Source organism: Halobacillus litoralis (genome assembly GCF_009856445.1).
Classification (GTDB): domain Bacteria; phylum Bacillota; class Bacilli; order Bacillales; family Halobacillaceae; genus Halobacillus; species Halobacillus litoralis.
The window spans coordinates 74,008-88,293 of the sequence record NZ_WMFA01000001.1 but is presented as its reverse complement, the minus strand read 5'-3'; the positions used below and the strand labels follow the sequence as shown (position 1 = coordinate 88,293).

General features: G+C 44.6%; 14 protein-coding genes. 3 read left to right on the top strand and 11 right to left on the bottom strand.

What is annotated here, in order from left to right; translation table 11 throughout:
* Nucleotides 1-30: 30 nt before the first annotated feature.
* The 3 genes from GLW00_RS00450 to GLW00_RS00440 all read right to left on the bottom strand — a co-directional run bounded on the left by GLW00_RS00450 (nt 31) and on the right by GLW00_RS00440 (nt 4,501).
* Complete coding sequence (locus tag GLW00_RS00450) at nt 31-1,548, bottom strand: AbgT family transporter (protein ID WP_160910516.1); 1,518 nt, start codon at nt 1,546-1,548, stop codon at nt 31-33.
* Between the two features lie 206 nt (nt 1,549-1,754).
* Nucleotides 1,755-3,338 carry a phosphoglycerate dehydrogenase gene (gene serA, locus GLW00_RS00445; protein ID WP_160910515.1) on the bottom strand — a complete coding sequence of 528 codons (1,584 nt, stop codon included), beginning with the start codon at nt 3,336-3,338 and terminating at the stop codon, nt 1,755-1,757.
* 2 nt (nt 3,339-3,340) lie between these two features.
* Nucleotides 3,341-4,501 carry a pyridoxal-phosphate-dependent aminotransferase family protein gene (locus GLW00_RS00440; RefSeq protein WP_160910514.1) on the bottom strand — a complete coding sequence of 387 codons (1,161 nt, stop codon included), beginning with the start codon at nt 4,499-4,501 and terminating at the stop codon, nt 3,341-3,343.
* A 271-nt stretch (nt 4,502-4,772) separates the two neighbouring features.
* Between GLW00_RS00440 and GLW00_RS00435 the strand changes: the two genes are divergently transcribed.
* Nucleotides 4,773-6,434: a peptide ABC transporter substrate-binding protein gene (locus GLW00_RS00435; protein ID WP_439108886.1), complete on the top strand. Its 1,662-nt coding sequence runs from the start codon at nt 4,773-4,775 to the stop codon at nt 6,432-6,434.
* 120 nt (nt 6,435-6,554) lie between these two features.
* Nucleotides 6,555-7,184, top strand: a complete 630-nt coding sequence (locus tag GLW00_RS00430) for a YczE/YyaS/YitT family protein (protein WP_160910512.1) — start codon at nt 6,555-6,557, stop codon at nt 7,182-7,184.
* 153 nt (nt 7,185-7,337) lie between these two features.
* Here the strand turns inward: GLW00_RS00430 and hmpA are convergent, their stop codons facing one another.
* The gene (gene hmpA / locus GLW00_RS00425; RefSeq protein ID WP_202412323.1) at nt 7,338-8,558 is read right to left on the bottom strand and encodes an NO-inducible flavohemoprotein; all 1,221 of its coding nucleotides are present in this window, start codon (nt 8,556-8,558) and stop codon (nt 7,338-7,340) included.
* A 182-nt stretch (nt 8,559-8,740) separates the two neighbouring features.
* Between hmpA and GLW00_RS00420 the strand changes: the two genes are divergently transcribed.
* On the top strand, nt 8,741-9,178 hold the full coding sequence (locus tag GLW00_RS00420) for an Rrf2 family transcriptional regulator (RefSeq protein WP_160910511.1): 438 nt from the start codon (nt 8,741-8,743) through the stop codon (nt 9,176-9,178).
* Nucleotides 9,179-9,341: 163 nt separating this feature from the next.
* Here GLW00_RS00420 and rpsR read toward each other — a convergent pair whose 3' ends face one another.
* The 7 genes from rpsR to GLW00_RS00385 all read right to left on the bottom strand — a co-directional run bounded on the left by rpsR (nt 9,342) and on the right by GLW00_RS00385 (nt 14,217).
* Entirely contained in the window at nt 9,342-9,569 is a 228-nt protein-coding gene (rpsR, locus tag GLW00_RS00415) for a 30S ribosomal protein S18 (RefSeq protein ID WP_115822996.1), read from the bottom strand.
* A 21-nt stretch (nt 9,570-9,590) separates the two neighbouring features.
* Nucleotides 9,591-10,085 carry a single-stranded DNA-binding protein gene (ssb, locus tag GLW00_RS00410; protein ID WP_160910510.1) on the bottom strand — a complete coding sequence of 165 codons (495 nt, stop codon included), beginning with the start codon at nt 10,083-10,085 and terminating at the stop codon, nt 9,591-9,593.
* A gap of 12 nt (nt 10,086-10,097) precedes the next feature.
* Nucleotides 10,098-10,391 carry a 30S ribosomal protein S6 gene (gene rpsF, locus GLW00_RS00405; protein WP_089650708.1) on the bottom strand — a complete coding sequence of 98 codons (294 nt, stop codon included), beginning with the start codon at nt 10,389-10,391 and terminating at the stop codon, nt 10,098-10,100.
* A gap of 138 nt (nt 10,392-10,529) precedes the next feature.
* The gene (gene ychF, locus GLW00_RS00400; protein ID WP_089650709.1) at nt 10,530-11,627 is read right to left on the bottom strand and encodes a redox-regulated ATPase YchF; all 1,098 of its coding nucleotides are present in this window, start codon (nt 11,625-11,627) and stop codon (nt 10,530-10,532) included.
* Nucleotides 11,628-12,006: 379 nt separating this feature from the next.
* Complete coding sequence (locus GLW00_RS00395; RefSeq protein ID WP_202412322.1) at nt 12,007-12,201, bottom strand: DUF951 domain-containing protein; 195 nt, start codon at nt 12,199-12,201, stop codon at nt 12,007-12,009.
* Nucleotides 12,201-13,145: a mechanosensitive ion channel family protein gene (locus tag GLW00_RS00390; protein ID WP_439108879.1), complete on the bottom strand. Its 945-nt coding sequence runs from the start codon at nt 13,143-13,145 to the stop codon at nt 12,201-12,203. Before GLW00_RS00390 ends, GLW00_RS00395 begins: the two co-directional genes overlap by 1 nt.
* A 52-nt stretch (nt 13,146-13,197) precedes the next feature.
* Nucleotides 13,198-14,217: a YkvI family membrane protein gene (locus GLW00_RS00385; protein WP_160910509.1), complete on the bottom strand. Its 1,020-nt coding sequence runs from the start codon at nt 14,215-14,217 to the stop codon at nt 13,198-13,200.
* Nucleotides 14,218-14,286 lie beyond the last annotated feature (69 nt).

The window sequence follows — 14,286 nt, the reverse complement described above, 5'->3', positions numbered from 1 at the left end:
TCAACGTCTGTTTGACGTTGAGCTTTTTTATTAGTATAGAATCGGTGCACCGGGTCCTACAGGGATTCCTAAAAGTACCCACACGAGCAATAGCAGCAGCCAGCCGAGTAAGAAGGCGACGGAATAAGGAATCATCATGGAAATGAGTGTTCCAATCCCCAGTTTCTTATCGTAGCGCTGAGCGAACGCGATAATGACCGGGAAGTATAGAAGCAGCGGTGTGATCATGTTTGTCACAGAGTCTGCGATTCGATAGAGCAATGTTGTAAACTCCGGAGAATAGCCCAGGTTCATCATGATGGGAACGAACACAGGAGCTAAGATCGTCCATTTAGCTGAAGAACTTCCAATGAAGAAGTTGACGACCATCGTCAGTCCAATGAACGTTAAGATAAGTCCAATGCCATCAAATCCTGTAGAGTTCAAGAAGTCGGCACCACGAAAAGCGATGACCGTTCCTAAATTCGTTTCACGGAAATACGCAATGAACTGACCTGCCGTAAACGCAAGAGCAATATAACCACTCATGCTTGCCATTGTTTTTCCGAGCAGTTTAGTAAGATCTTTGTCATTTGTAATTTCTTTCGTAACCATCCCGTAAATTAAGCCTGGGACAAGGAATAATAGGAAGATGACGAAGACCAAAGCGCTGAAGAATGGCGATTCAATATAAGCGCCGTCCCCACGTAAAGGACCGAAAGACAAGTATGCCATGAGGGCAAACGTAATCAGAAATCCAATCCCCGCAAGACGCATTCCTTTTTTCTCAAGAGCGGTCAGCGCATCGATTTCCCCCTCCTGATCCCCTTCATACTTACCAAGTCGCGGTTCCACGATTTTCTCAGTCACGAGCGTCCCAATAAACGTGATGAGAACAACTGAAACGGCGGCGAAAAAGTAGTTCATCGTGACCGTAATCGTTTCTGCATACGCAGGGGCAATCGTACGGGTAGCCTCAGCAGTCAACTCCTGAAGAATGGCATCCGTAGATGTGAGCGCAAGGTTGGCACCAAAACCACCTGAAACACCCGCAAAGGCGGCAGCAAGTCCAGCCAGTGGATGTCGCCCAAGTCCTAAGAAAAGAACGGCTCCAAGTGGGGGAAGTACCACATAACCAGCATTAACCGCCACACTGGACATGACCCCGGCAAAAACTAAAGCCGCCGTCAATAATTTTTGAGGAAAGGAAAAGACAATTCCCTTTAAAGAAGCATTAATCAAGCCTGTCTGTTCAGCCAGTCCAATACCGAGCATGGTTACAAGGACTGCTCCAAGCGGTGGAAACCCAATAAAGTTTTCGACGGCACTGTTAAATATATAATCCAGCCCGCTCAGACTGAACAGGTTCTTCACCTCTACAGCTTCCCCTGTCGTTGGGTTCGTAACAGATACACCCGCAAATACCCCAGAAATAATAACAACAATAAATGCTAATATAGCAAACAGCAACAATGGTGATGGAAGCTTGTTCCCCAGCCATTCGATGCCATCTAAAATACGAAATAAAAACCTGCGACCAGATGAAATCTCTGTTCTGTTTTCCTTCATTATATCCCCTCCCTACAAAGTCGATGAATTAAGTCGGAATTAAATTTAACAAGAGAAAGTCTCAAAGTCAAAGCTTTTGTTCCAGGTTTTACAAAAGTATAAAATGTAACCGCTTTTCTTCCATAATAAAAAGACAAACTTGTCGAAGTTTGTCTTTTTATTGATTGCGGCATATCTCTATATGAGCGGAGCCTATTTGAATTCTATTAAATCGTCAAACACTGCACTTGCTTAATATCTGCAATTTGAGCAAGCTTTTCATTACAGTCTCCATCTACCGGTCGATCTACCGTAAGCACCATTACAGCTTCTCCACCTTCGTTCGTACGCCCCACCTGCATCGTTGCGATGTTGATCGCATGTTCAGCAAGTAGACTTCCCACGCGGCCAATCGCGCCTGGCTGGTCGGTGTGGCGAATGACAACAAGATGCCCCTCCGGAACTACGTCGATGGAATACTGATCGAACTGCACAATCCGTGCACCTAAACCGTTCAACAGCGTACCCGCGAGGCTGCGCTTTTCCTGATCGGTTTCGATCTCTACGGTAATTAAGTTCGTGAAGCCTTTCGTTTGGGTCGACTTCTGCTCATTCACCGTAATCCCTTTATCTGAAGCTGTCTTGAACGCATTGACATCATTTACACGCTCACCAATATGGCGTTTCAAGATCCCTTTGACAGCAATCCGTGTCAGAGGCATTGTATCAACCTCGAGCAACTCGCCACTATAATAGACATTCACACGTTCAAGCGTACCTTCTGCCACTTTTGATAAAAAGACGCCCAAACGTTCCGAAAGCTTGAAGTAAGGGGAGAGCTTCTCCATCATTTCTGAGGAAACAGAAGGGAGATTAACCGGATTTTTCACCGTTCCCCCTCGTAATAGTTCCAGTACATCAAAACTGACATCTGTTGCGACATTTTCCTGAGCTTCAATCGTACTTGCCCCGAGGTGCGGGGTGGCAATTACTTCCGGCAAGGATAACAACGGATGCTCTGTCGCAGGCTCCTCTTCAAAGACATCAAGCGCGGCCCCCGCAATTTTTCCTGATTGGACCGCTTCAAATAGTGCATTTTCTTCTACAATTCCTCCACGGGCGCAATTTAAAATACGCGCGCCTGTCTTCATCATGGAAATAGCCTCTTCGTTGATCAGATGCTTCGTCTTTTCAATCAAAGGGGTGTGAACAGTCAGGAAGTCTGCCTGTTTGAGCACTTCCTCTAAAGTCCCGTGCGTAACTCCTGCTTTTTCTGCTTTTTCTTCATTCAAGAATGGATCGAAGGCAACCACTTTCATGCGGTGACCTTTCGCACGCTGGGCAACTTCGCGACCGATCCGGCCGAACCCGACAATGCCGAGTACTTTATCTTTCAACTCCACTCCAACGAATTTTTTACGTTCCCACCGCTTTTGTTGCAGTTGATGATAGGCTTGTGGAATGTTGCGCGCTAACGACATGAGCATCGCCATCGTGTGTTCGGCTGTCGAAATCGTATTCCCATCTGGAGCATTTACGACAATGACGCCGTTTTCCGTTGCTGCATCGAGATCGATGTTATCCACCCCTACACCTGCACGGCCGATGATCTTCAAGTGAGGAGCGTGTTCAATCACTTCTCTCGTCACTTGTGTCTGACTTCTTACGATAAGCGCTTCTGCCGATCCTATTTCCTCCAACAGTTGCTCATGGGATAAGTTCGGATTCATAACAGTTTCGATATCTTCCGCCTCTAATAGAGGTCTGATTCCATCTTCACTCAATGGATCACTAATCAATACACGATGCATCTTTATTCCTCCCTTGTACGATCCAGGTAGGCGGCTTGCGCAGCTGCGACACCCGCTCCCGGTTCGAATTCATGACCTAAACGTTTCAAGACAATTTCCAGAATACCTATATATTGAAGAACATTGGCAGGACGGGAATATCCCATGTGTCCAATCCTGAAAATTTCACCCTTCATATGCTTTTGACCGCCAGCTAAAATAAGTCCGAACTCTTCATTCGCCACTTTTCGAAGTTGTTCTGCCTCAAAGGATTCTGGTCGGATGGATGTTACGGTCGATGAAGCATCCTCATCAGAGACCAACAAAGGAAGGTTTAAGGCACGACATGCGTTCCGTGTCATTTCCTTCATCGTTTGGTGCCGTTCAAAAACCCGATCTAAGCCTTCCTCTTCCAACAATTCAAGGACCTGCTGGAGTCCGAAAAGAAGAGAAAGAGCAGGGGTGAAAGGCGTTTGTCCTCCTTCAAGCTGTTGACGGTATTTCCGTAAATCTAAGTAAAAACGAGGGCGCGGATTTTCTTCAATGACAGACCAAGCCTCATGACCAACGGCTATAAAAGCGAGCCCCGCAGGAAGCATCATCGCTTTTTGTGAACCTGAAACTAAGATATCGATTCCAGACTGATCCATCTTCACTTCGGAACCTCCAATAGAAGAAACCCCATCGACGATGACGAGAGCTGAACTGATGTTTTTTACACGCTCAGCGACCTTTTCCACCGGATGCATGACTCCGGTCGATGTTTCACAGTGTGTCAGGAACACAGCTTTCGTATCCGGGTGGTTCTGAAGCGTTTCTTCCACTTGGGAAACTTCTACAGCTTTTCCCCATGGCACCTCTATGCGTACCACATTTAATTCATACGTTTCACAAATCTGTGCAAATCGATCTCCGAATGCTCCGGCTACGACGACGATTACTTTATCGCCGGGCTTTGTTGTATTTACAACAGAAGCTTCCAAAGAGGACGTACCACTTCCTGTAACGATCAATACCTCACCCGAAGTACCGAACACCGGCTTGAGTCTTGGAGCAATATGATGAATCAAATCCTTGGCTTTCCCACCACGGTGTCCGATCATCGGCTGATTCATGCTCCGTTCTACACTCGGTGGAATCGGCGTTGGACCAGGGGTGTGCAGCAAATCCCATTCACGTTTCATACTTCCTTCAACCTCCTCTATATTCCGCGATTCACTTTTCTCCTTAGATCCTTTTATGCTTTAGAAAAGCAATGATATTCTCTAATCCTATCAAAGAAAGAACCATTGTCAATTAAATTAGAATATTCCGTTTATCGACGTTTTTTTCTTATTTTTATCGAATAAAGGACTTTGATTTTTTTCTTTTTTATCTGTATAATTCAAAAAGTAATTATTTTTAGAAAATTTAAAATAGGGGGAATACACTTTGAGAAAGCATCTATTAGTGTTAATGGCACTGATGTTCGCACTTTTCCTTGCAGCTTGCAGCGGGGGAGACAGCGAAACATCAACAGACACAGGTGAAGAAAACTCAGACGAAACAACGGAACAGTCAGAAGAAGGAGAAGCTTCCGGAGATCAAGAGATTACCGTAACAGCGAAAAGTGAGATTCCTAGCATGGATCCATCTTTAATCACCGATTCGGTCGGTTTCCAGTGGGCTGGAGAAACTTATGAAGGGCTCTACCGCCTGGATGAGAATAGTCAGCTTGTAGATGGAATGGCAGAAAGCTCCGAAGTAAGTGAAGATGGACTTACATGGACTTTTAAATTACGTGATGCGGAATGGTCCAACGGTGACCCTGTCACAGCAGACGACTTCGTATATGCATGGAGAAGAGCATTAGATCCAGAGGTTGGCTCTGAATACGGCCCTTACTTCCTTGGAGGCATCATCAAAAATGCCCAAGCCATCAGTGATGGTGAAGCAGAACTCGAAGATTTGGGTGCCACTGCAGAAGATGATAAAACTCTTGTCGTTGAACTTGAAAAACCTGTCCCATACTTCAAGTCCATGACGGTATTCATTACCTTCATGCCTTTGAATCAGAAATATGTAGAAGAACAGGGCGACAAATTTGCTACAGAAGCTGAATATACAATTTCTAACGGGCCATTCCAAATGACAGAATGGAACCACGGCGAAGGCTGGACCGTTGAGAAAAGTGATACGTATTGGGATGCAGAGACCGTACAATTAGAAACGATCAATGCAAAAGTCATTAAAGAAGTTTCTACAGGGGTCAACCTTTATGACACTGGTGAAATCGATCAGACTGAACTGAACGCTGAATTCGTTGACCAGTACCGCACGAGCGATGCTTTCAACGTGGCGGAAAAACCATACTTATACTTCTTCAAGTTCAACCAGGAAAATAATGAAGCTCTTGCAAATGTAGACGTTCGTAAAGCCATTTCCTATGCAATCGACCGTCAGTCCCTCGTTGACGTCATTTTGAACGATGGATCTGTACCGGCGGAAGGCTATGTTCCATCCAACTTCGTTTCAATGCCTAACAGTGACCAGGACTTCCGTGAAGCTCAAGGTCCATTGGTTGAATATAATGTAGAGAAAGCAAAAGAACACTGGCAGAAAGGCCTGGAAGCACTGGGTACCGATTCTGTTGAAATCGAACTGCTGGGTGATGATACAGGAACTTCCAAGGACGTCCTTGCTTACTACAAGAACCAACTGGAAGAAAACCTTGAAGGTGTAACCATCAAATTGATGGAAGTACCATTTAAAGAACGTGTTCGTCGTGACAACGAAGGCGAATTCGAGATGGAAGCTGCTACATGGGGACCAGACTATGTGGATCCGAACACATACCTGAACATGTACCTTACAGATGGTCAGAACAACAATATGGGCTACTCCAGTGAAGAATATGATGCGTTGATTGAGAAGGCAAACGGCGAGTATGCTCAAGAGCCTGAAAAACGTTTTGAAACATTCTTAGAAGCTGAAAAGCTACTACTCGAAGAAGATCAAGCAGTAGCACCAATCTATCAGGATGCAAAAGCCCAGCTTTTCCGTCCATCCATCAAAGGTGTCTTCACAACAGCAACAGGTCCAGAATTCGAATTCAAATGGGCTTATGTAGAAGAATAAACGATTATACAAAACGGCAGGGAATATCCCTGCCGTTTTTTTACATTCATAGTCTTGAAATCCACCCTCTATTCGCGATATAGTCTCTTAAGATATGAAAAAAGAAAGGGGTGGATGGACATGAAGCGCATCTATTTGAGGACGATGTATTATACAGTAGGCATTCTCATCATGACGCTTGGCATCGCCTTAACAATCCAGTCTGTTCTGGGGACGTCTCCATTTGATGCTCTTCTTGTCGGTCTGCACCGGACTTTCGGTTTGACGATCGGAAGCTGGGAGATCGTTGTCGGTTTCAGCATGATCGTATTTAATGCCATCGCTGAGAAAAGACGCCCCGAGCTTCTTGCCCTGGCGACGTCTCTTTTAACAGGAATCGGCATTGATTTTTGGGTCTTTACCGTACGTGATACCATCCATCCAGACGTATTCTGGACGCAATTGCTCTGTCTTGTACTTGGAATGGGCATTGCAGGTTTCGGTATTGCGCTTAATCTTCAGGCTGATTTCGCCCCGAATCCATTCGACCGTATGATGCTCGTAGTCAGTAAACTCACCGGCTGGAACGTTTCCATCTCGCGAGCGCTCATCAGCATTCTTCTTGTGATTCTCGCCTTCTTCTTCAGTGGAGCGATCGGCATAGGGACGGTATTAATTACCCTGTTTAGTGGTCCAATCATCCAAGGGTTCATGGCGCAAATCAACAGATTCGATCGGCACCTGCAACCCATAGCCCCTTCCTGTTCATAAACAAAAAAGGGTAGGGGGCTAGAAATAAATCGTCTGGTTGAAGAGGAACCATCCAAATTCCAGAGTGATTTGCTCACCTCATAGATACTGCCCTGCAGAGCATCTGTCCAATAGTAAAAAGAAGCGGAATCACGAGGTGATTCCGCTTCTTTTTTATAACTTGCCTTGAGGTCCAAAAAATTCATAATGAATGCGATCTTGAGAAATGCCCCAGCGGTTCAACATGGCATAAACAGCCTTCATGAATCCTTCCGGTCCGCAGAAATAAAATTCTGCGTCTTCAGGAGCAACCTTCTTCAGCCAATCAAGTGTGATATAGCCTTCTGAAGTGTGCAGCCCTTTCAATCGATCTTGATCTTCGGGCTTTTCATATACGAGATGAGCCGTCCCTTGTTTTGACTCTTCCATTTCCTCTTTAAATGCATGGACGCGTCCATTTCTAGCCGCGTGGATAAAACGAACCTCACGATCCGGCTGGACCTTCTCTGCATATTTCCACATGCTCATCAAAGGAGTGAGACCGACACCGCCACTAATTAAAACGAGCGGACGTTCCGTATGGTTATCCAAGTAAAAGTCGCCTGCAGGGGCACTGACAGGGATTGAATCACCAGGGTTCACTTGATCATGCAACCAGGAAGAAACCTTGCCATCAGGATGGTCCAAGAGTCCCTGTTCTTTTTTAACACTAATTCTGTAATATGATTTTCCCGGGGCATCAGAAAGGCTGTACTGTCTTAGGTGCGTATAAGTTTCCCCTGTAATTTCTGCCTTGATGGTTAAATACTGTCCAGGTTTGTAATCAGCTAGAGCCTTACCATCCTTCGGTTCCAGGTAGAAAGAAGTAATCTCATCACTCTCTTTAACCTTATCTACTACATCAAATAAGCGGTATCCTGTCCAGCCGCCTTTTTTCAGTTCTGCTTCCTCGTACAATTCTTTCTCTACTCCTATAAAAGCATCCGCGATGACTCCGTAAGCTTTCCCCCATGCTTCCATAATATCATCAGTTGCCGCGTCCCCAAGAACCTCTTTGATGGCTTTTAATAAGTATTCTCCTACAATTGGGTAATGTTCAGGTTTCACATTTAAGCTACGATGCTTTTCTGCAATTTGTTTAACACGCGGCAAAATAACTTCCAGTTGATCAATGTATTGTGCTGCGGCGTAGACGGTATTCGCAAGTGCTTTTGGCTGATCTCCCGCCCGCTGGTGTGTCTGATTGAATATGTTCTTCAGCTCTGGATGATTTTCAAACATCCGTTTGTAAAAGTGAGTCGTAATCGCTTCCCCATGTTCTGCTAATACAGGCACGGTTGATTTAATCGTCTTTATGGTTTGTTGGTCGAGAATTTCAGTCGCCTTTGTAGACATACTTTAAAACCCCTTTTTAATTGGTGTATTTTATATACACCTTTATTATAAAGAGCTCACCCTTATAAAAGCAATATTCAAAATACATCTTTTGTGACAGAAAACAAAACATTCCTCTAAGTAAGACAGTCATAGCGGTTTATGATAAGATAATAAAAAAACAAGAATGAGGGTTTATATAAATGCGTCTCAAGAAATACACCGATTACGCTTTGAGAGTCCTGATTTTCACCGCATCGAAACGCAATGGTGAGCTCGCAAATAAAAAAGAGATTTCAGAGGTTTTCAACATCTCCGAAAACCATTTAGGGAAGATCATCCACGAATTGAATAAATTAGAGCTGATCGAAACCCTCCGGGGACGGTCGGGCGGCATCCGTCTGGCAAAAGAACCTGCAGAGATCAACATAGGAAACGTTGTCCGTGCTATGGAAGATGACTTCCACCTACTCGAATGCTTTGACTGTGCCACTAACTATTGCGTCATCACCCCGGCTTGTAAGCTGAAAGGCGTTCTCCACGAAGCCTTACGAGCCTTTCTAAACGTATTAGATAAATATACACTGGAAGACCTGCTGACGAACAAACAAGAGCTGAGAGCCTTAATGGGACTCAAATAAAACTATAAACCCGGCTGCTTTTCCAATCTCGGAAAAGCAGCCGGGTTTTTTAATAGGGAAAAATAGCTCCCGATTGTGGAAGACTGCCATATACATAAATAAAAATAACAAAAAAACCCCTTGATAGCTCGTTAGAGTTATCAAGGGGTTTGCTGCGCTACTCTTACTCTGTAGTGTAAGGAAGTAGGGCCATTGTACGAGCGCGTTTGATCGCTTTCGTCAATTTACGCTGATATTTTGCAGACGTTCCTGTTACTCGGCGAGGAAGGATCTTCCCACGGTCAGAAACGAAACGTTTTAGCAAATCTACATCTTTAAAGTCGATGTGTGTGATTCCGTTAGCTGTGAAGAAACACACCTTTTTACGTTTTCCGCGTCCACGACGTGCCATGTAGCATTCACTCCTTTTTATTTAGAATGGTAAATCATCATCTGATATATCGATTGGCTCCCCATTATCTGCGAATGGGTCGTCATTTCGTTGTTGGTTATTGTTATTATTAGAACCGAAGTTGTTTCCTGATGGTTGTTGATTCTGATTTGGTTGGAATCCTGAACCTCCACGGTTACCGCCACCTTGGGAAGCACCTTTGGATTCTAGGAACTGCACGCTATCTGCAACAACTTCTGTTACAAATACACGCTTACCTTCTTGGTTATCAAAGCTGCGGGACTGTAGACGTCCATCAACACCGACAAGACTACCTTTACTCATAAAGTTAGCCAGGTTCTCAGCCGCTCGTCTCCAAACGACACAGTTGATGAAATCGGCATCGCGATCTCCTGAGTTGTTGGAAAAAGGACGGTTTACGGCGATTGTAAAGTTGGCGACAGCTACTCCGTTTGGCGTATAGCGTAAATCAGGATCCTTCGTCAATCTGCCGGCTAATACGACACGATTTAACATCAGAACCACTCCTTATTTGTCATCTTCGCGTACAGCGATGTGGCGGATAATATCATCCGTGAACTTCGCTTGACGGTCGAATTCGTTGATTGCATCACGTGTACCTGTGAAATCAACTGTTACATAGATCCCATCACGGTAGTCGTTAATTTCGTAAGCAAGACGACGCTTGCCAACTTCTTTAACTTCTTCAATCTCCGCTCCGTTATCTGTTAGGATTTTGCTGAAACGATCTTTGACAGATGTTTTCGCTTCCTCCTCGATGTCTGGGCGGATGATATACATGATTTCGTATTTTCTACTCATCCGTTTTCACCTCCTTATGGACTTGACGGCTCCTTTTCTATCAAAGGAGCAAGGAGTAATCTTCATTTAATTACTCACAATTTAGTATTGTACCAAAGTTGTCCAAGATTTACAACCTTTTAACGGAAGGATCCTCGCTTATACGTTGAAACGGAAATGAATAACGTCGCCGTCTTTCACCAAATACTCTTTACCTTCTAAACGTACACGACCACGATCGCGGGCAACAGCCATGGATCCTGCATCTACGAGATCATCATAAGAAACCGTCTCCGCACGGATGAACCCTCTTTCGAAGTCTGTGTGAATGATACCGGCTGCCTGTGGAGCGGTCATGCCTTCTTTAAATGTCCAAGCACGGACTTCCTGCTCACCAGCCGTAAAGTACGTGGCCAGCCCAAGCAAGTTATAGGTGGCTTTGATCAGTTGGTCAAGACCGGATTCTTCAATACCAAGATCTTCAAGAAACTCTTCTTTTTCTTCGTTATCAAGCTCAGCGATTTCAGACTCGATTTTTGCACAAACCACGATGACTTCCGCATTTTCTTTAGCTGCAAATTCGCGAATTTGTTTCACTCGATCGTTGTCTGCTTCCCCGATTTCATCTTCACTTACATTCGCCACATAGAGGATAGGCTTTGAAGTCAATAGATGAAGGCCTTTGACGATCTTTTCTTGATCGCTGCTGAATTCGACAGCACGGGCAGGAGTTTCTTCCTCCAATGCATCCTTCAGTTTTTCAAGCACCGCATACTCCGCCACTGCTTCTTTATCTTTTTGGCGTGCCATTTTAGCGACACGATCCATGCGCTTCGACACGGTTTCAAGGTCCGCCAAAATCAGCTCAAGGTTAATGGTTTCAATATCGGTAATTGGATCGACCTGACCGGATACGTGAGTGATATTTTCATCTTCAAACGCTCGTACCACGTGACAAATCGCATCCACTTGACGAATGTGAGACAAGAACTGGTTTCCTAGTCCTTCCCCTTTACTCGCGCCTTTGACGATTCCTGCAATATCTGTGAATTCAAAAGCTGTCGGTACAGTTTTCTTAGGGTTCACAAGCTCGGTCAGCTTCTCCAGACGACTATCCGGAACTTCCACGATCCCGACGTTCGGATCAATTGTGGCGAACGGGTAGTTGGCAGACAAAGCGCCTGCTTGTGTAATTGCGTTAAATAACGTAGATTTCCCTACGTTCGGTAAACCTACGATTCCTGCTGTTAGTGCCATATGAGACTTTCACTCCTTAAGGATTTACATACATGCATGTTAGTCCACTTAATTATAGATTCTGTACTTGAAAATAACAACCTATGCAAAAACGGGAAAGCTTCGGTCGTTTCTCCTAAAAAACTCCTTTTTCTACAGTAACAAATTCAATATTTATTGAAAAAGAGAGGAAGAACAATCTTTTCAATGAGGTTCGCAAAAACTTTTTCATATTGGTTTTCATCCATTTGGGTACCTCATATTTGGTGCCTGGCACCAAAAAAGAAGATCCGGTGCCTGACACCGACAAGCAGGGATCGTGTACCAGGCTTTCTGTTCATAAATTCACAAGAAAGCTGCATAAGAAAATCCCCCTCTGAATTTCAGAAGGGGGAGGGAGTCATTCACTTGTCTCTAGCACCTTTTTCAACTTCGTTTCAAATTTTTTGCGAGGAACGAGAACGCTGTGGCCGCACCCCTCACATTTAATTCGGATGTCTGCACCCATACGGATGATTTTCCAACGATTCTCTCCGCAGGGGTGAGGTTTTTTCATCTGAACAACATCATTTAACTCATAGGATTTATCCGCCATCAGGAAACTCCTCCTTTTTCTCCGTGATTAATGGGATCATTCGGCTCTTCGTCACGTGAATACATCACCATACGAGGGAATGGAATCTCGATTCCTTCCGCATCGAGTCTATTCTTCACTTCTTTGCGGAGGACTCTTGCCATGGCCCAGTGCTCCATCGGGTTCACTTCACAAATGATACGCATAACGACATCCGATGCGCCAAGCGTCTGAACGCCCAACAATTCAGGGACATTTAATATCGATTCATAACGTTCCGGCATTTCTTTCAACAATTCCTGAATCACTTTTTCTGCGGCTTCAATGTCTTCCTCGTAAGCGATACTTACATCAACAACGGCAATGCTGTTATGGATGGAAAAGTTCGTCACCTGTGTGACATTGCCGTTAGGAAGGATATGAACTTCACCTGTCCATGCCTTCACTTTTGTCGTACGGAGGCCTACTTCTTCAACAAAACCCTCCACACCAGACGTCTGGATATAATCTCCGACAGAAAACTGATCTTCAAAGATGATGAAGAAACCGGAAATGATATCACGGACAAGGTTTTGCGCCCCGAAACCGATGGCAAGCCCTGCCACACCAGCACCGGCAAGCAATGCACCGACTTCAAAGTTGAACGTTTCAAGAATCATGATGAAGGCCATAAAGTACACAACATAAGACATGGTGTTCAGAACCAACTTATTGAGCGTGGCTTCCCTTCGTTCCGTAATCCGGAAAGGACCGCGCCTTTTGTTGGCAAAAAACTGCGTAATGAGTCTCCTTCCAACTCGAATGATTAAAAAGGAAACCAATAATATGAGAGCAATTCGTATTGCCCCAAGCGCTATGGTTATCCAAAGATCAGGCCCGGTTACATAGGCTACAATTTCATCCCATTGTGTTTTTGCATCTTCTACCGCTGTTTTAGCATCCTCTACCACATTAGGCTCGGCCACCACTTTCCCTCCTGTTTCCGACTATGAATATGAAATCTATTTTAACAGGTTTCTATCGAATTTTGAATCGGGAAAGAATCGGGTATAAAAGTAGGGATACTAAAACATAAAGATTCAGAATGCCGTATAACGGATACAAGTATTCAATAAGTGTTGAGAATCCGAATGATGTAAAAGGAAGCATTACAGCGATGACTGCCATAGCCAGAATCCAAAGAGGTTGCCTGAGGTATTCTCTAAACCTGGTTACAAGCCCAAGTGTTCCTGAGGCAGCTGTCGTAAAAATCGCAATCCACAGCATAACGGACATGAAGAGCATCATCTCATACGGATAATGTTTTAGAATCGCGAAAAGGGGGATTTCATACAAAATGATGTCTTCCGAGATTTGGATCAGGCTGTTGTTGTATAGGTAAGAAACTGCCCCTAGAATAACGCCACTGCCAATGCTTGCAATCCAGATTTCCCCTTTGTTTCTCACCTGGTTCCCAATAGCCCCGAGAACAGCGATCAGGGGCAGAATATTCAACGCCGTAAACGGAAAAGCCGACATCCAGTTGCTCATCTCATGGACATGTCCAAAAAGCGACAGTTCCTGATCCCTGATAAACAAAATCAAAACGAACAGAAGACCTGAAATGAGCAGGGGGAGAACAAAGCTGTTTACAATAACAATCCCTTTCACATCCCATACAAACAAAAGAATCAAAGGAATGACAATCGCCAGAACACCGATGCGATAAGAAAAATTGAAGGCCTGCCACGTGGCACCGCTTCCTGCCAGCATGATCACAGTCGTTGTAAAAAGGTAAATGATGATCATCCAGTCATAGACGCCGGTCAGATGTTTCCCGACTACTGCCCGGAGAACCGGCAAATAATGGCCGCTTTGTTTCTTGTAGCTGATATCCAGTATGGCTTTACATGAAATGATGAACATGAGTGAGAACAATAGGATCGCAAGGCTGCTATCATGTCCAAAAAACTGCCAAAGTTCCCTTCCAGAAGCATATCCGGCACCAATCATAGTCCCTATGATTAAAAACATCCACTTGAACCCTGCTTTTAACATGGCCGTTCCTCCACATCTATGTATTTGTCACGTATAGAACCGTGGACAACCTTATATACTGTTACTACT